At 59.1% G+C, this 19,093-nt stretch carries 12 protein-coding genes, 1 pseudogene and 1 riboswitch; of the genes and pseudogenes, 3 read left to right on the forward strand and 10 right to left on the reverse strand.

Annotated elements, in window-relative coordinates:
* Window positions 1-168: 168 nt before the first annotated feature.
* The 4 genes from feoB to CGLAMM_RS03130 all read right to left on the reverse strand — a co-directional run bounded on the left by feoB (window position 169) and on the right by CGLAMM_RS03130 (window position 6,309).
* Entirely contained in the window at window positions 169-2,025 is a 1,857-nt protein-coding gene (gene feoB / locus CGLAMM_RS03115) for a ferrous iron transporter B (protein WP_394819357.1), read from the reverse strand.
* Window positions 2,022-2,306, reverse strand: coding sequence for a FeoA family protein (locus tag CGLAMM_RS03120; RefSeq protein WP_394819356.1), 285 nt, complete (start codon window positions 2,304-2,306; stop codon window positions 2,022-2,024). Before CGLAMM_RS03120 ends, feoB begins: the two co-directional genes overlap by 4 nt.
* Window positions 2,307-2,682: 376 nt before the next feature.
* Window positions 2,683-4,521, reverse strand: a complete 1,839-nt coding sequence (gene dhaL / locus CGLAMM_RS03125) for a dihydroxyacetone kinase subunit DhaL (protein ID WP_394819355.1) — start codon at window positions 4,519-4,521, stop codon at window positions 2,683-2,685.
* A gap of 162 nt (window positions 4,522-4,683) precedes the next feature.
* Window positions 4,684-6,309, reverse strand: coding sequence for an NAD(P)/FAD-dependent oxidoreductase (locus CGLAMM_RS03130; RefSeq protein WP_394819354.1), 1,626 nt, complete (start codon window positions 6,307-6,309; stop codon window positions 4,684-4,686).
* A 218-nt stretch (window positions 6,310-6,527) separates the two neighbouring features.
* Between CGLAMM_RS03130 and CGLAMM_RS03135 the strand changes: the two genes are divergently transcribed.
* From CGLAMM_RS03135 to CGLAMM_RS03145, 3 genes are all read left to right on the forward strand, one after another.
* A complete protein-coding gene (locus CGLAMM_RS03135; RefSeq protein WP_394819353.1) occupies window positions 6,528-7,568 on the forward strand; it encodes a cation diffusion facilitator family transporter in 1,041 nt (346 codons plus the stop codon).
* Window positions 7,565-8,482, forward strand: a complete 918-nt coding sequence (locus CGLAMM_RS03140) for a cation diffusion facilitator family transporter (protein WP_394819352.1) — start codon at window positions 7,565-7,567, stop codon at window positions 8,480-8,482. Before CGLAMM_RS03135 ends, CGLAMM_RS03140 begins: the two co-directional genes overlap by 4 nt.
* Before the next feature lie 139 nt (window positions 8,483-8,621).
* Window positions 8,622-10,055 (forward strand): chloride channel protein, encoded by a 1,434-nt coding sequence (locus CGLAMM_RS03145; RefSeq protein WP_394819351.1) that lies wholly within the window; start codon window positions 8,622-8,624, stop codon window positions 10,053-10,055.
* A gap of 83 nt (window positions 10,056-10,138) precedes the next feature.
* Here CGLAMM_RS03145 and CGLAMM_RS03150 read toward each other — a convergent pair whose 3' ends face one another.
* The 6 genes and pseudogenes from CGLAMM_RS03150 to CGLAMM_RS03175 all read right to left on the reverse strand — a co-directional run bounded on the left by CGLAMM_RS03150 (window position 10,139) and on the right by CGLAMM_RS03175 (window position 18,560).
* The gene (locus CGLAMM_RS03150; protein ID WP_394819350.1) at window positions 10,139-11,629 is read right to left on the reverse strand and encodes a carbohydrate porin; all 1,491 of its coding nucleotides are present in this window, start codon (window positions 11,627-11,629) and stop codon (window positions 10,139-10,141) included.
* 283 nt (window positions 11,630-11,912) lie between these two features.
* Entirely contained in the window at window positions 11,913-12,434 is a 522-nt protein-coding gene (locus CGLAMM_RS03155) for a histidine phosphatase family protein (RefSeq protein WP_394819349.1), read from the reverse strand.
* 57 nt (window positions 12,435-12,491) lie between these two features.
* Entirely contained in the window at window positions 12,492-13,817 is a 1,326-nt protein-coding gene (locus tag CGLAMM_RS03160; RefSeq protein ID WP_394819724.1) for a cobyrinate a,c-diamide synthase, read from the reverse strand.
* Window positions 13,814-17,142 (reverse strand): annotated as a pseudogene (gene cobN / locus CGLAMM_RS03165) (cobaltochelatase subunit CobN). Before cobN ends, CGLAMM_RS03160 begins: the two are co-directional and overlap by 4 nt.
* Before the next feature lie 3 nt (window positions 17,143-17,145).
* On the reverse strand, window positions 17,146-18,192 hold the full coding sequence (cobW, locus tag CGLAMM_RS03170; RefSeq protein WP_394819348.1) for a cobalamin biosynthesis protein CobW: 1,047 nt from the start codon (window positions 18,190-18,192) through the stop codon (window positions 17,146-17,148).
* Window positions 18,189-18,560 (reverse strand): DUF1636 domain-containing protein, encoded by a 372-nt coding sequence (locus CGLAMM_RS03175; RefSeq protein WP_418115327.1) that lies wholly within the window; start codon window positions 18,558-18,560, stop codon window positions 18,189-18,191. The genes cobW and CGLAMM_RS03175 overlap by 4 nt, the downstream gene beginning before the upstream one ends.
* Window positions 18,561-18,692: 132 nt before the next feature.
* Window positions 18,693-18,923: riboswitch (cobalamin riboswitch) on the reverse strand.
* Window positions 18,924-19,093 lie beyond the last annotated feature (170 nt).

Here is a 19,093-nt window from a genome sequence, read left to right on the forward strand (position 1 = left end):
GCCGGAATTTGACCCACAGCCGGAACATCCCGAACACATGCTCTGCGCGTCAGACGTCACTGCGGGACGCGCGACACGTCGGCAGATAAAGCTGGGGATCACTTTTTTCACCCAATAAAATGCAGCCCCGAAGAGCACGGCGCCAACCGCCAGATCTTCCCACATATTTTATGCGCCCCCTAAAAAGCGTGTCATATGATAGGTAAGAAGCGAGGCCATATAAGCAAGTGCAAAAAGGCTGAACGCCGTTTTCACGACAATTTTCGAGGAATTTGTTTCTCGACGCATGACGGCGAGCGTGGAAAAACATTGCGGCGCATAGACATACCATGCCAGCAGGCTTAACGCTGTGGCAAGGCTCCATTGTGCCGAGAGAAGCGGCCCAAGAACAGTGGCCGCGGTGTCCTCCGTGGCATTAAGCGCATAAACCGTTGCGAGGGCTGAAACCGCAACTTCGCGCGCCGCCAGGCCCGGAATGAGCGATACGCAGATCTGCCAGTTGAACCCGATCGGCGCAAAGACCGGAAGCATCCAGTGACCGATCTTACCCGCAAGCGAATAAGAAATGGCGGGCTGCGACGCGTGCAGCGGCGGGGGCGGAAAGCAGGAAAGCGCCCATAAAAGCACATTGAGGGAGACAATCACCGTGCCGACACGGGCGAGGAAAATGCGAGCGCGCTGAAGCAACCCGATAAGGACGGCGCGCGGGTTCGGCCAGCGATAAGGCGGGAGTTCAAGCATCAAAATGTGCTCTTCCGCCGCCGCACCGCGCGTCAAAACGCGCGCGGCGATGATTCCGCTGAGGATGGCAAGAGCGTAAAGCCCGAATAATACGAGGCCCTGCAAGCCGATAAAGCCGAAATAAACGTGACGCGGGATGAAAGCAGCGATCAGCAGAGCGTAAATTGGTAGACGCGCAGAACAGGTCATGAGAGGCGCGATCATGATCGTCACGATGCGATCCCGCGGGTGCTGCACCGTCCGCGCCGCCATAATCCCCGGGATCGCGCAGGCGAAGCTGGAGAGGAGCGGGATGAAGGACCGCCCACTCAGCCCGGCCGACGCCATGAGGCGGTCCAGCATAAAGGCGGCGCGGGGCAGGTAACCGCTTTCCTCCAGCACAATGATCCAGAAGAAAAGCACCAGGATCTGCGGGAGAAAAACGGCGACACTCCCTGCCCCGGCGATCACGCCATTTTGCAGCAGACTGTGCAGCGACCCATCAGGGAGCGGTGACACCACCGCCGCGCCAAGGCGGGAAAAAGCATTTTCCAGAAAATCCATCGCCGGCTGGGCCAGCGTGAAGACCGACTGAAACATGATGAAAAGAACAATGAAGAGCAGCGCCATCCCCCAGACAGGATGGAGAACAACGCGATCAATGCGGTCTGTCAGGTGATTATCCCCTGCGACAGACTCGTTGGTGTATTGCGACATCAGCGCGTCAACCTGCGCGTAGATCGAGGTTGCCGGACGCGCTGGAGGGACCTCCGGCGGCGCGGCCAAAGCGTGACGCAGTGCTGACACACCGGATTTCCGCAGGCTGACAGTCGGGACGATTTTGACGCCGAGCGCCGCTTCAAGCCCGGGGACGTCAATGTCGAAATTCTGGCGTCGCGCCTCATCCATCATGTTGAGCGCGACAAGGATCGGGCAGCCAATCTGCATCAGCTCAAGTAAAAAGCGAAGATGCAGGCGTAGGTTACTTGCGGAAACGACGCAGATAATGAGTTCCGGCTTCGCCTCTTTCGCATGCTGACCGAGGCAGACATCGCGGGTGATCGCCTCATCAGGCGAGGTGGCCTGAAGACTATAAGCGCCGGGTAGATCGAGGAGTCGGACATGGCTGCCATCCGGCAGGGTGACGCACCCTTCCTTCCGCTCCACCGTCACGCCCGCGTAATTGGCGACTTTCTGGCGGCTTCCCGTCAATTGATTGAAAAGAGATGTTTTGCCGCTATTCGGATTGCCGACGAGCGCGACGCGTCGCGGCGAGGGGCTGGACGCAGGGAGAGCGCTGCTCAAAGCGCGGCACTCTTTTTCTCATCCAGTCCGCTTAAGGGTGCATCCTGGCTTTCCATCGTCACACGCCGTGCCTCACTTCTGCGCAATGCGAAGCGGGAGGCCCCCACCCGGAGGGCAATGGGGTCACGGCCGAAAGGTCCGACCGCCAATATCTTCACCACGGCGCCAGGGATAAAGCCAAGCTCCCCCAATCGGCGTGAAACGACATCTTCCTGCCCGACTTCCTGAACTTTGACGATTTTACCGGAATGGCCGGGCAGCAGATTGTCTAAGGTGAGCATAGGACGACGACCCCGCGCGCGAATTGCAAACGATATTCATTATGAGATAATGCGCGCGCGTCAAAATTGAAATGTTCTGCCCGTAATTAAATATTCACCTTTGAAACGTCCAGACGCTTGACAGGAAATTCGTCCCCTCAGGCGCGGCGTGCCTGACAGGGCGGGCGCAAACGCGTCCCACTCTGAAAAGTCAGAGAGGCGATCAGGACGTCCCAAAAACCACGCCCCGCCTGCATGAAAGGGCTCTCACCCGTTCACGCGATCGGATGTGTGTCCGCTGGTCGGCGGAAAATCATGCTGAAACGTCAGGTGGTGAATTTCGCCATCATCACCCGAAGGGAGAAGCGTGACGCGACCTGCGACTCGGCTGATCCTTTCAGGCTGTCAACGGCTTTATTGTCTTCGCCATCGTCTGCAAAATCAGACAGCAGGATGTTGCGCCCGCATCCAGCACACCGCGTGAGCGCTCTCCCAGACGGCTGGCGCGTCCGATGCGCGCGACAAGGTCGATCGTCGAGTCACGCCCTTTTTCAGCAGCCGCCGACATGGCGTCCAAAGCCTGGCCGAAATCCTGACCCTGCTGCAATGCCGCGTCGAAACTCTCAACAGCGGGCTGCAACGTATCGATGAGGGTCTTATCACCGACACGCGCATTGCCCAGACTATTAATGCCCGCCAGCGCCGCCCCCAACATTTCACCAAATAATCTGGCATCCAGGAAACGCGCACCATCCAGACATTGCGCCATCCCCTCAAAAAACCGCCCGTAAAGCGGCCCCATGGAGCCGCCAATCCCCGCCATCAGACTGTCAGAGAGGATGGCGAGCCCTTTACCCATCGGGGGCGGCGTTGCGCCGAGACGATCCCCGCACCGCGCAAAACCTTTGGCCATATTGATGCCGTGATCACCATCCCCGATTTTTCCATCAATCTCGCTCAGCCACTCCCGTGCATCGACGACCGCCTTAACGAGAGCCGGCACTATTCCGGTTGTCGCCGCCAGGTCAATACCGGTTTCCGGCAGATAATGCGCGGTTTCTTTCACCGCCGCAGCCCGCGGATGGTCCGGGGTCAACGTGGCAACTGGGGCTTCCACCGCGTGGCGCGCCGCGTCACCGTCGTACGATTCAGGGCCGATCTGACTCAAGCCGATGGTCTCCGCCGATGCCTTGACGAGGCGCTCAAGCTCTTCATCCATCTTCATAAGCGTCAGCGTCACGCCCTTCATTTCAAGCGACGTGAAGTAATTTCCGACGAAGCGATGCGCAATCACGATGCCCTTCTCAGCGAGAATATCGGCAACGTCCGCGTAGATTGTGTAAAGCTCGATGACGGGCGTGGCGCCGAGGCCGGAGAGGAGCACTGTCACCCGGTCCCCTTTCGCGAAAGGCAGATCGGGGAGAAGGTGGTCGATCATCAACTGCGCGATTTCCCGCGCGCTGCCCAGTTTCTGCACGGAAACACCCGGCTCCCCATGATGGCCGATCCCGACTTCCATCGTGCCGAGTGCAATCGAAAAATTGGGGTGACCATTCGCGACAATGGTGCAGGGCGTCAGCCCCACCCCGATGGAACGCGTGTGGCGGATCACCTTTTCCGCAACAGCAATCACCTCATCGAGGGAGGCCCCTTCCTCTGCGCGCGCGCCCGCAACCTTCCACATCAGGATTTCACCCGCCACGCCACGGCGACGATCAGCTTCATTGGCCGGTGCGGAGGCCACATCATCCGTGGCGACAACTGTCTTCACACTAATGCCCGCATTTTGAGCATCGCGCACCGCCATGCGCACATTCATGGTATCGCCAGCATAATTACCGAAGAGGCAGGCCACGCCCGCCCCATTATCCGCTTCTCGCATCGCGTCCAGAAAACTGAGCGCCGTCGGGGAGGAGAAAATCTCACCCACCGCCACAGCATCCAGCATTCCAGGGCCGACATAGCCGAGGAAAGCCGGTTCATGCCCCGATCCACCCCCTGTGACGATCCCGACCTTGCGACGCGCCGCCGGACGGGCGCGCTTCAGCACGCGCGGGTTTGATGTTGCCGCAATAAGGTCCGGGTAGGCGAGCAGAACACCGCGCACACCATCTTCGACCACCTGATCCGGGTCATTGAAAATGCGATCCAACCGCGACCGCAACGCGCCATGCGTGGCGTCCTCCGGCTTCGTGGAAGCGTTGGTTACATCGGCGGATGGGGCATTTGCGCTCATATCTGGCCTCAATCAATGAGAAAATATCGTATCTCGCCAGATAAAGAAGGAAATCTTTCCTGTAAAGTAACAGATTTCACAAATTTTAAGTTTTTTAAGTCGGTGATGTGATGTTTTAGTGTTATTTTCAATCACATATGTGACTTTCAAAGGCACCCCAAGTCAGGGAGGGGGAGCTTCATCCCGCAACGCCGCCGCGAGAAATTCAGCCGCACGTATGCCGTCAATCCCTGCGGAGAGAATGCCACCGGCATAGCCCGCCCCTTCCCCGGCCGGGAAAACCCCCCGGATGGACGGGCTCTGCCCGGTCCTGTCCCGATCCAGCCGGAGCGGAGAGGACGTACGCGTCTCGACTCCGGTCAGGACGGCATCATCCATCGAAAAGCCGGGGATTTTTGCGTCAAATACAGGCAGTGCCTCCTTGATGGCGTCAATCGCGAACGCCGGGAGGCAATCCCGCAGATCAGCCGGCGTCACAGCTGGTTTATAAGAGGGGATCACCGCGCCAAGGTCGGTCGAGGCACGACCTGCGAGGAAATCCCCGACTTTCTGGGCGGGCGCCGCATAATTGCGCCCGCCCGCGTCGAACGCGGCCTGCTCCCACCGGCGTTGAAAGGCGATCCCGCCGAGAACATCATTCGGGAAGTCAATGTCAGGTTTGACTTCGACGACAATCCCCGCATTGGCGTTTCGTTCAGCGCGGGAATATTGACTCATCCCATTCGTCGCCACCGCCCCCTTCTCCGACGTGGCCGCCACGACGGTCCCACCGGGACACATACAGAAGGAATAGACAGACCGCCCGTTGGACGCACGATGAACGAGCTTGTAATTGGCCGCACCCAGGAGATGATGACCCGCTGAGGGGCCGAACCGCGCCGCATCAATGACGGATTGCGGATGCTCAATGCGCACCCCGATGGAAAAAGGTTTGGCCTGCATGGCCAGGCCGGCGGCGTGAAGCATATCAAAGCTATCCCGCGCACTATGGCCCAAAGCGAAAACAGCGTGGCGCGTCGCGATGTGGCTGCCATCGGCGAGGTCAAGCCCTGTCAGGCATTTCTGCGCATCCACCCTGAGTCCGTCAACGCGGCTTTTGAATTGGTAAGTGCCGCCCAGCCTCTCAATCTCCGCCCTGATATTTTCAACCATCGTGACAAGCCGGAACGTGCCGATATGCGGTTTTGAAAGATAGAGGATCTCGTCCGGCGCACCGGCTTTGACGAACGTCTCAAGCACGAAGCGACCAAGCTGCCGCGGGTCGCTGACGCCGCTATAAAGCTTGCCATCTGAAAATGTCCCGGCCCCGCCTTCCCCGAACTGGACATTGCTCTCCAGCGTCAATTCGGCTTTCCGCCAGAAGGCAAACGTGTCCACCGTCCGTTCACGGACTTTTTTACCCCGCTCGAGAATGACGGGCCTGAGACCTGCCTTTGCGAGAACAAGCGCCGCCATCAACCCGCAAGGCCCGGCGCCGATCACGACGGGAGGCTGCGCGGGATGCGGTGCGCGAGGCACCTCATATCGATGCGCGGGCGTCGGCATCACGCGCATCGTGGCGCGCTCATCACTCTGACATTTTTGAAGAATCCCGGCTTCGTCATCAACCGAACAGTCAATATGGTAAACGAGCATGATCCGGTTTTTATGGCGCGCATCATAGCCACGGCGCGCGATCGTGATATCGCGCACATTCTGTTCATCAACGCCCAGCCGTGTCGCCACGATTTTTCTGATAGCGTCCTCACCGTGCTCGAGCGGAAGGCGGATTTCAGTGACACGAATCATAGTGCGTGCAAAACTCTCGGTAATGGGTAACTCACGCGCTCTTTAACACATTCCGGCCAAGGGGGGTGAAAGGTGATCGCGTTGTTTTCATATGCTGGTCAGTGGATTGTCCCGACGCCGCAGCGCGGTCGGCAGATGCGCCCGCCTGCCCCATGCCTCTTGAAAATTTCCCACGTTACTGCAACGTGACTTTCGTAAGATATTCCTGAAGGTGACACATGTCTGAATCACTTGACCCGGAAAAATCATCTCCGGCTATGTCCAATGTGTCCCGGTCCTGCGGCGAAGACATTGCCGCGCACGATCATCACGGCCATCATGATCACGCAGCCCACCATCATGGGGAAGGCGGCGGTCATCATCATCACACGCCAAGCAATTTTGGCCGGATATTTTTCATCTGCCTCACCATTAATACGATTTTCGTGTTTGGAGAGGCGATTTGCGGGTTGTGGATCAACTCCCTCTCCCTCATCTCAGATGCGGGGCACAATCTTTCCGACCTGCTCGGGCTCGGCGGCGCGTGGCTGGCTTACCACCTCGCACGACGTGAACCTTCGGAGCGCTTCACTTACGGGTTGAAGCGGTCCACCATCCTCTCCGCCCTCGGTAATGCCATGCTCTTGCTCTTTGTGACGGGCGGGATCGTCGTTGGTGCAATCATGCGCATCCTGCATCCTCAGGAAGTGCCCGGTTGGGGCGTCATCATCACCGCGCTGATCGGCCTCATTGTCAATGGCAGCACGGCTCTTTTGCTGATGCGGGGGAGTCATGATGACCTGAATATGCGTGGCGCCTTCCTGCATATGGTATCGGATGCCGCGATCTCCGCTGGCGTTGCGGTCACCGGCATCGCCATTCTCCTTACAGGCTGGTCCATATTTGACCCGATTGTGAGTCTGGTCATTTCGGTCCTGATCGTTATTTCAAGCTGGGGCCTCTTGCGCGCCTCGCTGGATATGACGCTCGATGCGGTGCCGCGGAATATCGATAGCAGCGCTGTTGGCGCGGCGCTGCGGGCTCTGCCGGGGGTTCGGCAGATACATCACATGCATATATGGTCCCTGAGCACGACGGAAACGGCCCTGACCGTGCATCTTGTCGTCAGTGCCGACATTGCCTCCCGGGATGAGCTGCTGCAATCCGCAGCCGGTTTGCTGCGCACGCGCTTCCGGATCGGCCATGCGACCTTCCAACTGGAGGATGACACAGACGCGCCCCCTTGTGGGCATGTCAGACAGGCCCCCGCATCACCATGACACTTCTGACTCTGACCATGGAGAAACAGAAGATCCGTCTCGGCCTCTATACACTTGCCGTCAGCCTGGTCGCCCTCACTCTGAAAATGCTTGCCTGGTGGCTCAGCGGCAGCATGGCGCTCCTCTCCGATGCGTTGGAGACGGTTATTAATGTCGTCGCCGCATCCTTCGCCCTCGCTGCCTTGCATATTTCCAACCTTCCGCCGGACCATAATCACACTTACGGGCACGGAAAGGTTGAGTATCTATCAACCGTGATTGAAGGTGTCCTGGTTGTCGTGACGGCCTTCGGCATTTTCTACGCTGCCTGGACACATTGGAGAGCGCCGAACACGGATTTGGCAGCGTGGCAGGGCGTTACTCTCAATGCCCTTGGTGGTCTCGTCAATCTCATCTGGGGACTGACGCTGCTGCGACAAGGGCGGCGGATCAACTCCCCGACCGTGACCGCCAGCGGCCACCACATTATCGCGGATGTCTGGACGACGCTCATTCTTATTATCGGCGTCTCCCTGATCCCCCTCACCGGCTTTTACCGGCTTGACGCGATCCTCTCCGCCTTGATTGCTTTAAATGTGCTGCGCGTCGGGTTCAGCGTTGTGCGCGCCTCCATAGCCGGGCTGATGGATGAAGTACCCGACCCGGCGACGTTGCAAAAAATCGCTGAGGTCATCGCGTCCCATGGCGGCGGTGCCTTGCAGGCCCATGATATCAGGGCACGCCGATCCGGCACACATTATTTTATCGATTTCCACCTCGTCGTGCCGGGCGCCACCCGCGTCTCAGAAGCCCATGCCGTTTGTGATTGCATTGAAAACGCACTCAAGGCGCATTTCGGGCCGGACGTGACGACTATTCACGTCCATATTGAACCGGAGAGCCACCTTCTGCCGGAGGGCATCCCAATCCCTTAACGGATGGCGCTGAACAGGGACGGGCAATGCGCGACATAATTTGTCACTTCCCGTCAGCATATCGTCGAATACGCTTCTTGTCGGGCCCATAGCTCGATATAATAACTATGTTTTCGACTTCGGAACATATTGAGGCGATATGAGACAAGGCAAGCCCCCCCTTCCTAACGCCTCGACACACATACGCCTTATCAGGCGTTCCGCCTGGGTGACGACGACGCAATGGCGGCGCACCCTGCCCTATTGGGTGGGCGCCATTCTCGTCGGCATTGCCGCCGTCAGTTTTGCGGCGCTCGCCGATGCAGCGGCACAATTACGCACGAACGTCCTCTCGTGGGATCCGCGAGTCATGATCCTCGTCATGCCGTTCGGGTTGGGTCTTGCCACCTGGCTGACGCGGCGGTTTTTCCGCAGCGCACAGGGGAGCGGCATACCGCAGACCATCGCCACCCTTAATACGGAAGATTTCACGCTGGTCGGCCGTATTCTGTCCCTGCGCGTCGCTCTCGCGAAAATCTTCATGACCGTTTTCGGCATCGCCGTCGGAGCGTCGATCGGGCGTGAAGGCCCGACCGTGCAGATCGGCGCCGCCATCATGCATGCTTTCTCTCGCCTGACGGGCACGGTCAATGTCACGATGCGGCGCGGCGCCATTCTCGCCGGTGGGGCCGCAGGCATATCGGCCGCGTTCAATACGCCTCTCGCCGGGATCGTCTTCGCGATTGAGGAATTAACCCATTCCTTTGAGCAACGCACATCCGGCACCATGCTGACCTCTGTCATTATCTCCGGCGTTACGGCGCTCGCCCTGGTCGGAAATTACAGTTATTTCGGCCATACAAATGTGGAAGTGCCCGTCGGCACGGCCTGGGCCGCTGTACTCGGATGCGGTATTTTCGGCGGGATTGCGGGCGGTTGTTTTTCAGCCACGCTTGTGCAGTTTTCACAGGGGCGGCCACGCTTCATCAGCGCTTACGCCCAGGCGCGTCCCATCAAGTTCGCCATGTTGTGCGGATTGGTGCTCGCCGTGATCGGCCTGATTTCACATGGCGCGACTTATGGCACCGGATATGCGCAGGCACGCGCGATCATTGATGGGCGGGAGCATTATCCCGCATCGTTCTTCCTTTATAAACTTTCCGCCACCGTTGTCTCCTACTGGTCCGGTATTCCAGGCGGTATTTTTGCCCCTTCCCTTTCGGTGGGGGCGGGGATTGGCGGTTGGATCAGCCAGTTTTTGCCGCACACGTCGGCTGGCGCGGTCGTCCTGCTGGGCGTGGTGGGGTATTTCTCAGCAGTGGTGCAGGCGCCGCTGACAGCCACCGTCATCGTGATGGAAATGTCCGATAATCAGCAAGTGACGTTGGCCTTTATGGCGACTTCCTTCCTTGCTTTCGGCGTGTCGCGCGTCATCTGCAAGAAAAGCCTCTACGGCGCGCTGGCAGAACGTTTCATGACCAGCTTCTCACCATCATCGCCGTCAAACGAAACCGCGACCCATCCGCAGGATGTCGCCCCGGCATCGGATGAGGCTCTCCCCTCGCCAGAGGAACAGAGCCCGCCATCGCACTGACGTCGCCGCGCAACGTCGTGGCGGCGTTCGGCATTGACGTCAGCTATCGCGGCGGTCGGGCGTGCAGACCGCCCTGACTCGGTTCAGAAGAGTTCGATATGGCTTTTGAAACCCAGCATGGCCTGGTTTTTCAAAGGCTTCATGCCGCCTGGATTGAAAAAATACTGGAAGTCCGGCGCGAAGGTGATCCCCCGGAAAACATGGATCTGATACATCGCCTCAAAAACATAAGCGTTTTTCTGAGGGAAGAGCGAGCCATTCGGCAGTTTCATGCCTTGCTGCTGGTAAAGAAGCTGCGAGCGATAAAGGTCGGGTGACACGCGCATGTAAGTGAAGTTCAAGCCCATCGCATCCAGAGGGCGGGATTTCCAGAACCCTCGATTCAACATACCGATGGAATATTGCTGCCACCGTGTCGAGGTTTCGGGCTGATTGAAATAAGTGACGCCCAGCAGCGTGATACCCGCATCCGGCGCACCACCCGGATAATGATAGACCATCTGATCCACAAGGCCCCAGGCCGCCCAGGCACCGTGATCATATCGCACGGGCAGGCCCGATAAAGCGGCTGGCGTGTTCATCCCGTCAAAGAAGTTATCTTTGTGATCCGCCGTGTCATAAGCCATGCCGATCTTGTAGTGACCGGGAAGCTGATGGTGCCGCCCGAAACTGGGCGTCCAGGCGATTTCCACCGGCATAGCCGCGCCATCAATTGTCGCGCCGTTGAATTTGAACCCGGTGCGCATCTGGGCATTGCCGTAAATCGCCTTGGTTTGCGTAAGATATACGCCGAAAGAAAGGATCGTGTCCTTTGATGGCCGCGTCCGCACCCTGAAAGCCCAGTTCGCATCTGGGTAGGAGGCATGCGCCGTATTATCGCTTGATGCTTTCGGGTTACCGCAGAAAGCGTTATTCATAAAGTTACAGTAGAGCGGATTGGCCGAGAAGTCAGAGAGGAAAGACATACGTCCTGCCGCAAAGGCAAGGCGATCACTGAAAAGACTTTCCTCCGCATAAGCAAAGACAAGGTGGACGAAGACATTGCCACCACTGCCGTAAATTTCCTGACTTGGGTTGAGATTATCACCGAACATCCGACTTGCCGGAATGCCGTAACGTCCGACGATAATGGCATGTGTCGCGAGACCCTTGATCCCGGCCAGGCGCTCCCAGTCAATGTCGTTTTCGAGGGAGTATTGCCCGGCATTACTTGCACCCTGTTTCAGGCCCAACCCGGAAGTCGGCCGATGCAGCATCCCCGACATTTCATTGGTATTATCAAGAAGAATGGCGATACCCCGCGCCCGAAGCCAGGTATTGACGCCGCCTGGATCCACCAGAATGGCTTCCGGCTGCGGAAGTTGAGGCACGCCAGTTTTAGCGACGTAACCTTGCGGGCGGCGCTTTGCCTTCTCCTGCGTGAGCTGCGACTGAAGCTGTGACGCCTGTGTCGGGAAGTCTCCCGCCACCCTGGGGGAGGCGGGTGGCGCGCCAGCTGCATAAGCACTGGCATGAAGGCCGAAAATTAAAGCGATGAGGGCACCGATTATCGGAACTCTTTTTTGCGTCGTCATCAATTCGCCTTCTTTGCGGAGATGTCGTTTCCCACTTCACTTCCCGATTAAGGTAAAAAATTCCCTTATGACCAGGAAATGTTACATTCAACACATTGAAATCACGTGACTAACGTGAAGTTTGTTTAATGTAAAGTGACCCCCAAGCCACCGCTCGAAAATGTGAGCGGTGATACCGGAGAATTACACCGCGCGAAGGCCGATGAAAACGCATGTTTTGTCAGGGCTCCATCAGCTCTTGAGGTCAAGGGGTAAGACGCAACTTTATTTATGAAAACTTAATTTATGTCGGCGTTGTAATGTTAAACGTCGCAATACATCCTGGCAACAGGGGCGGGTCACTCAGGCGCCATCTCCGCCCTTCGGCCCATGCCATCAAAATTTTGCTTGGCCCACCATGCGTCACCACCGTCGCATCAATTTCCTGACCTGTTACCTCCTGCCAGAGTGGCGCGAGTCGCTTTTGCAACATCGAAACCGATTCGCCACCACCCGGACGGAAATTTTCAGGATCGCGCGCCCAAGCATCGAGTTCACATCGCGGGATCACATCCCAGGGCACTTCCTCCCACGCGCCGAAATCAATCTCGGCAAGGCGGGAATCGACCTGGAGGTGACAGATAGTGCCAACAGCGAATCGCGCGGGTGTCAGACAGCGTGCGGAGGGTGAGCAGTAAATCCGCCCCCTCATGGGCCATGCACGTGCAATACGCTGCCATCCTGGTGCGAGAGGGCGCGCCGACCTGCCGTAGCAAACGTGACGCGGGTTCTCGATCGGGGGATGACGAATGAGGGTCAGGCGCATGGTGAGACAACCTCACGCATCTGACCGCGCTCGGCGGGAGAAATTTGCGGCAGCATGTTACATTCGCCGTGACATCACATGGAAAAAGCTGCCGGTGACTTGACCGCGCTTACCGCCAGCCTTCCCGATCAGCCTCCCCGCACCATCGTGAATCGTCGCAAGAGCATCGTCGTGACCGGGAGTGACAACGCGCGCATAATGAAATTCATGCCCCCTGCAAACCGTCCCTTCCGGTCCCAGGACGGAAGCAGCCTCCAGATGGGCTTCCCGATAACCAAGTGTCATTTTGCGACGCGCAAAACTCGTTTGGTGGGAAAGCAGTCCCAACATTTTATGTGTGTGGCCCGACGCGTCCTCCAACGTTTCTCCCAGCACCATATAGCCACCACATTCCCCATGGACGGGCCGCGTGCGGGCGAATGCGTGGACCGACCGCCTGAATTGATCGGATTGGGACAGGCGGCCAGCATGAAGTTCGGGATAACCTCCCGGTAGCCAACATGCATCGCAATCCTCAGATGGCCCTTCATCCATGAGGGGTGAGAAAAATCTGATGTTCGCCCCCTGGTCACGCCAGGCTTCAAGCAAATGCGGGTAAATGAATGTGAAGGCGGCATCACGCGCGACAGCGATATTCTGGCCCGGCGGCGGAAGCGGCATGAAGCGCGAAGCTGACGACGCCGTGTGGCGTAACCTCTCCATATCCAATGTGCAGGCGGCGTCGAGACAGTCATTGAGATCATTCTCGCAAGCCATATGGTGGGCCACCTCCTCAATCCCGGCCCGCCACGCCGCATATTCGGATGGTTGGATAAGGCCGAGATGGCGGCGTGGCATGCTCAGAGAGGCGGTTCGCCGCGACACGCCCAGTAACTTCACATCAAGATCAGCCGCACAAAGCGTTTTATGGCGGTCCGAAGCAATATGGTTAAACCAGACCCCAGCCAGTCGGACATCATCGCGCCACCGCGCGAAGCCGCGTGCAATCATCGCAGCGGACTGACCCTGCCCGCGCACATCCATCACCAGCATCACCGGAACCTGCAATAATGCTGCCAGGTCTGCGGCGCTGCCGCGACATCCCTGCTCCGCGTTAAAACCGTCATAGAGCCCCATCGACGCTTCAATCAGCACGAGGTCCGCGTCCTTCGCGAGACGCGCGAGTTGTTGACGCAGATGAGCGGGTGACATGGCCCAGCCATCCAGGTTCGGGCATGGCGCTTCTGTAATGGCGGCGTGGAATTGCGGGTCGATATAATCAGGCCCGCATTTAGCCGCCCGCACCCGCAGCCCTGCATTTTTGAAGGCCAGAAGCAAAGCGAGCGTCACAGTGGTTTTGCCCGCACCGGATTGCGGCGCGGCGATGATGAGGGCGCGCGTCATGGGGCAAGCGTCAGGGCGACGCTGTTGCTGCGTGGCTTCCACTTCCCATGCCGCCACATCATTTCCAGACGCTGCCTTATATCCTCCCGCGCTTCAGGATTGGCATCACGCAGAAACTGATCGCATTGCGTGTCGCCGAGCGTCGCTGCAAAAACGAGGTCAAATTGCGTGTTGAATTCTGAAGGCAGGGTCACGGCAAATCCACATAAAGCAGCCACAGCGCGGGCAATTTCAGCCGCGCCACGATAATGGTGGCGTTGCATTGCGGTAATCCAGTCAGGGTTGGTCAGCCGTCCGCGCGTGATCCGGGCAATTTCATCCTCCAACCTGCGCAGGCGCATTTTTTGCCCGTCACCTGTATCGCCATGCCAAAGGCGCGGCTGCCCGCCTGAAACCGCGGCCGCAGCCGCCAGCCCACCCTCATGCGCGGCCCAATCCGGCGTCTCGAGCAGATCCGTCTCCGCATGATCCTGCACGTGCAGGATGAGTTCCGATTGGCGTAATTGCGTTTGAAAGGCCGCGCTTTCCGCTTCAGCACCTTCATCCTTATAGGCCCAGCTTGAGGCCGCCAGATAGGCTGCGCCGATCTGCGCCACATCCGCGCCATCCCAATGAGAAAGTAGGGCTTCCACCCCCGCGCCATAATGCTGCGGCGCGGCGCCGAAAACGCGCAACGGCGCGGACGCGGCGACGAGGCCGTTCCAATCCGCTGGCTCCTCACGCTGGGAAAGCGCCGCGACGGCCTGATTGAAAAGCGCGATCAATCCAGGGAAACCATCACGGAACATGCCGGAGACGCGCAACGTCACGTCCACGCGCGGGCGATCCAGCAGCGCGAGGGGCGTCACCTCAAAACCTTCCACGCGCCCGCTCTCATCGGCCCATCGGGGCACGACGCCCATCAGGGCGAAGGCCAGCGCCATATCCTCCCCGCCCGTGCGGAATGTCGCGCTGCCCCACACATCTAAGACCATCTGCCGCAAATGCCGCCCTTCCTCCTGAAGATGCCGGGTGAGGAGATCGCGACTCGTCTGGCACGCCAGGTCACAGGCTGCGCGCGTCGGGAGATGGCGTGGGTCCAGGGTGGTCAGATTGCGCCCTGTCGGCAGGACATCCAGCCGCCCGCGCGTAGGCGCACCGGAAGGCCCGGGAGCAATGAAACGCCCGTCCAAAGCCGCAAGCAACGCACGGCGCTCGGAGGAAGGGCATTGCGCCACGCGTTCTGCGACCTTGTCCGCGTCGGCATGGCAGCTTGATGCGATCGTCGCCGTCAGCAGCTTCTCACCGGGAGGCGTCTGCCCGAAAATATGCAGCCCGTCGCGGATCTGAAGGTCTTTAACGTCGCACAGCCAGGCATCAAGCCGCGCCAGGGCCTCGTCATCATTGAGTTGCGTATCGGAAAGGCGGCATTCGTCCCATAATCCGCAGAACTGCGCCTTGAGGATGATGTCCCGCCGCAGCGTCTTGCCGCGTCGTCGGTCCATTCCTTCGGCTTCCGCATATTCATCGATCAGGCGCTCAAGCGCTGCGAGATGGTGATCATGCCCGGCCTTGCGCATGGGGGGCGTCATGTGCCCGATGGTCACCGCGCCGAGTCGCCGCTTTGCCGCCGCGGCCTCTCCGGGATTATTGACGATGAAGGGGTAGATAACGGGCAGCCCTTGGCAAAGTGACTGCGGCAGACAGGCGCGCGACAGCGCCACAGCCTTGCCCGGCAGCCACTCCATCGTGCCATGCGTGCCAAGATGGATCATGGCATGAGGTGACTCAACATGATGCAGCCAAAGATAAAAACCAAGATAATCATGGTTCGGCACCGCATCAGGGTCATGATAATGCGCCTTATGGTCCCTCACCTGACTGCGCCGCGGCTGCACGGCGACGCGCACTTTTCCATAGAGGTGGAAACGCGCCGAAATCGCCCGACCCGGCGCGCCCCACACAGCAGTGACCGCCTCACGCACCTGATGGGGAAGGGTCATGAAAAGCCGCTGATATTCTGCAGCGGACAGGATGGGGATGGGTTGCGCCCTGGTTATCTGCCCGGCAATCGCAATCGGGTCATCCGAACATGTGTCATAGCTGGACTCGGCAAGCAATTGGAGGATGGAGGCGATACTCGCGAAACCATCCAGCCCGACAGCATGCGCCATCTGGCCTTCCGCACCGGGGTAATCGGAAAGGATCAGCGCCAATTGGCGCTGCGCGGGCGGGGTCGCCGCCAGTCGGGTCCAGCCTTCCGCCATGGAAACAGCCTGCGCCACACCGTCGGGGAAAGCCTCCCGTCGGGAGGGCAGGCCGGGCGGCGCCTCTTTGCGGAAGGAGATGGGCGGCCCGTCAAGGCGCCCGTCCAGTTCCGGCAAGGCGATCTGCATGGCAATATCAGATTGGGAAAGACCGCGCGCGGCCTTCATCCACTGCGCGCGCGTTGCGCCCGGCTGAAGAAGCTGAATGACCGGAACCTCCGCGCGGTCAAGAATACTGCCATCCTCAGAAGGATCGTCCCTCCCCCCCTCCCGACGGGCGGAGAAAAACGTGGCATTCAGGATGATGTTCGGGGGGTGCTGTCCATCATCTGCGCCAGCCATGCCGCAACCGCGTCATTTTTCAGGGAGGCGACGAAAAGCGCCTTCACGTCCAGACCAGCCGCGGCCAGGGCCGCGATCAACGCGTCGATACCTTCCAGATCGCCCGCCGCCAGATGGGCGCGGTAAAAAATCACCCATGCCTTGCGCGGCGTCCCACCGGCATGGCCCGCATCCGACTTCGCCGCAGCCGTGCGGTAAATACCACAGGATGGAAGGCTCTCGGCGGACGCGCCATCATCTTCCGCCAGCCCCGCAAGGCTGCGCATCAGGTGGTAAGCGCCTGACCAGTTACGCTGGCCCCCCTCCTGAAAAAATCCATTCAGGCGAGACCATATTTCCGGGGAGACGGTTGATTTTTCCCGCAATGTATCCGTGCCCTGACAGGCACCCGGCAGCAGGGCCAGAGGGATCTTCCGGGCGCGGCACAAGGCCATCAGCTCTTCAACACCGTAACGCCAATATTCCAGCCCACCGAGCAGGCGCACCACAATGACGCGCGCACCTGCCGCCGTTTTTTCAAGATAAAGATCGACGGACATGGGGTGGCGCAGTCTTTGCAGATTCACAAGTTGCAGCGCACCCTCGCCCTCGGCACTTTGCGCGCGCGCGGCGGCTGAAAGGCCGAGGAGGTCACTATCGGTAAAGGACATGAGCAGAAGCGGCGCCGCCGGATGGTCCAGATCCTCCGCCACATCCTGCGCCTCGATATTATGCTGCTCGCGCAGGAGGAGATGCATGCCCTACCCGGTGAAGGCGCGGCGCACCGCGTCCTCATCCAGTCCCTTTTGCGCGATAACAACGATCTTGCCGGCAGCCCCCGACCTATCTTGCGCGGATCGAAGGGCCATCGGGGCAAATCCATGCTGGATGCGTTGACCGACCGCCTGTATCCCTAAAGGCAGATCCCGGTTTTGAATATGGGCGTAACCTTTCATACGCAGGATATTCTGTCCGGAAGCGGCGCGCTCAGCCTTGGCGATAAAAGCCTCGACACTGTCCTGCAACGGCAGATCCATCACAAATGACACGAAATCATCATGCTCATGCGCCTCTGCATCATCATGATGCGAGGGTCGTGACGCGAGGTCATCTTCCGCGGCGGCGGCGATGCCGAGTACGACGGTCGGGTCAACTCGTCCATGGCGCGCCACAACCACCCCGACCCGTCGCGCGCGCGCATCAAGCTGGGCAATGACAGCGCGCAATTGTGATGAAGAGACGAGGTCCGATTTATTGAGGATAACGAGATCCGCGGAATCGAGCTGATCCTCAAACACCTCGGCAAGGGGATTATCATGGTCGAGGGATGGATCTTCCGCCCTTTGAGCTGCCACGGCCTGAGGGTCATCCGCGAAGCGCCCCTCCGCAACGGCAGGGACGTCAACGACGGTAATCACGCCATCCACCGTCATACGCGTCCGGATGGAAGGCCAGTTGAACGCCTTCAGCAGGGGCTTTGGCAGGGCCAGCCCGGATGTCTCGATCACCACATGTTCAGGCGGGTTGTCACGGTCCAGAAGGCTTTGCATTGTCGGGATGAAATCATCTGCCACGGTGCAGCAGAGGCAGCCATTCGTCAGCTCAATGACGCCGGATTCCGCGCAACCTGTCACGCCGCAGCTTCTGAGCGTATCGCCATCCACCCCGACCGCGCCGAATTCATTGACGATAATCGCGATGCGGCGCCCATTGGCATGTTCAATAAGATGGCGCAGCAAAGTCGTTTTACCCGCTCCGAGAAAGCCGGTGATAATGGTGACCGGAATTTTCGAAAGTTGGTCATTCATGTGAGATCCCTTTGCATAAAGGTCGGGAAACGACCGATCATGACTTTCTCAAGACTGGCAGGCCGTTTGGATGGCATGACGACGCCCCGCGCGGAGCGTCGATAGGCGGCAATATATGTCAGCAGGTCCTGCGCGAGTCCGGCATGGAGATGGCCCATCAGCCACCCCCACTTCCCGGGCATGGAAATCGTGGCGGAACATGTGTTCCGGCAGGATGCGAGGCAGTGGACGCCAATGACATCGACACGTCCATCACTAGCCGCCGTGACAGCGTCATAAAGTTTCCGGCCGGAAATTTTTTCATCAGGCGCGGCGCAGGTGAGGCATATGCTCAGATGCGGGCGGGTCGCAGCATTTTCATTCATCATGGACGCCCTTGAGGCGGGAAAGAAGCGCGACATAACGGCCAACGCACGCATCGTGCACCGGCAAAAAACCACGTCAGGCATCAAGCCCCGCAGCATTCCACACTGACCGGGCACCCCGCCAGCCAGTATCGTCGACTCAAATCTTGCGAGGCAGGTCTCCTGGCTCGTGGCGCGGATCACTCCTTCAGGGCACCTTCCCGGACATCGACATGAGACGCCCAGTGGCTTTATCGCCCTGATATCAAACCACTTACAGTTGCGGGGGCAGCGCCGGCCTGACCCACTTTCCCTGAATATCATCAGAGTCTGGGCGCACCGCCTTCCCCTTTAAGCCCGTGAGGGCACCTCGGTGACAGAAAATCACTATATCTTAATGACGGGCGGAGGCAAGACGCGGGGTCAAGCTTGATCTCATTGCTTTATCACCCCCGGAAAGTCTACTCTCCGTCAGCATCCAGTGACGGTGACCTGCCGGAGGCAAGCGGATCTGCAAGATAATCAATTTCTCTCCATCTCATCATGTGTCGATGGCC

It is taken from the genome of Sorlinia euscelidii (assembly GCF_036452135.1).
GTDB lineage: Bacteria > Pseudomonadota > Alphaproteobacteria > Acetobacterales > Acetobacteraceae > Sorlinia > Sorlinia euscelidii.

What these genes read in the sequence shown, in the direction of transcription:
- cobW (WP_394819348.1), bottom strand. Translation starts at nt 18,192, where the DNA reads ATGAATGACCAACTTTCGAAAATTCCGGTCACCATTATCACCGGCTTT.
- CGLAMM_RS03160 (WP_394819724.1), bottom strand. Translation starts at nt 13,817, where the DNA reads ATGACGCGCGCCCTCATCATCGCCGCGCCGCAATCCGGTGCGGGCAAA.
- CGLAMM_RS03175 (WP_418115327.1), bottom strand. Translation starts at nt 18,560, where the DNA reads ATGATGAATGAAAATGCTGCGACCCGCCCGCATCTGAGCATATGCCTC.
- CGLAMM_RS03130 (WP_394819354.1), bottom strand. Translation starts at nt 6,309, where the DNA reads ATGATTCGTGTCACTGAAATCCGCCTTCCGCTCGAGCACGGTGAGGAC.
- CGLAMM_RS03155 (WP_394819349.1), bottom strand. Translation starts at nt 12,434, where the DNA reads ATGCGCCTGACCCTCATTCGTCATCCCCCGATCGAGAACCCGCGTCAC.
- CGLAMM_RS03140 (WP_394819352.1), top strand. Translation starts at nt 7,565, where the DNA reads ATGACACTTCTGACTCTGACCATGGAGAAACAGAAGATCCGTCTCGGC.
- CGLAMM_RS03145 (WP_394819351.1), top strand. Translation starts at nt 8,622, where the DNA reads ATGAGACAAGGCAAGCCCCCCCTTCCTAACGCCTCGACACACATACGC.
- CGLAMM_RS03135 (WP_394819353.1), top strand. Translation starts at nt 6,528, where the DNA reads ATGTCTGAATCACTTGACCCGGAAAAATCATCTCCGGCTATGTCCAAT.
- CGLAMM_RS03120 (WP_394819356.1), bottom strand. Translation starts at nt 2,306, where the DNA reads ATGCTCACCTTAGACAATCTGCTGCCCGGCCATTCCGGTAAAATCGTC.
- CGLAMM_RS03150 (WP_394819350.1), bottom strand. Translation starts at nt 11,629, where the DNA reads ATGACGACGCAAAAAAGAGTTCCGATAATCGGTGCCCTCATCGCTTTA.
- dhaL (WP_394819355.1), bottom strand. Translation starts at nt 4,521, where the DNA reads ATGAGCGCAAATGCCCCATCCGCCGATGTAACCAACGCTTCCACGAAG.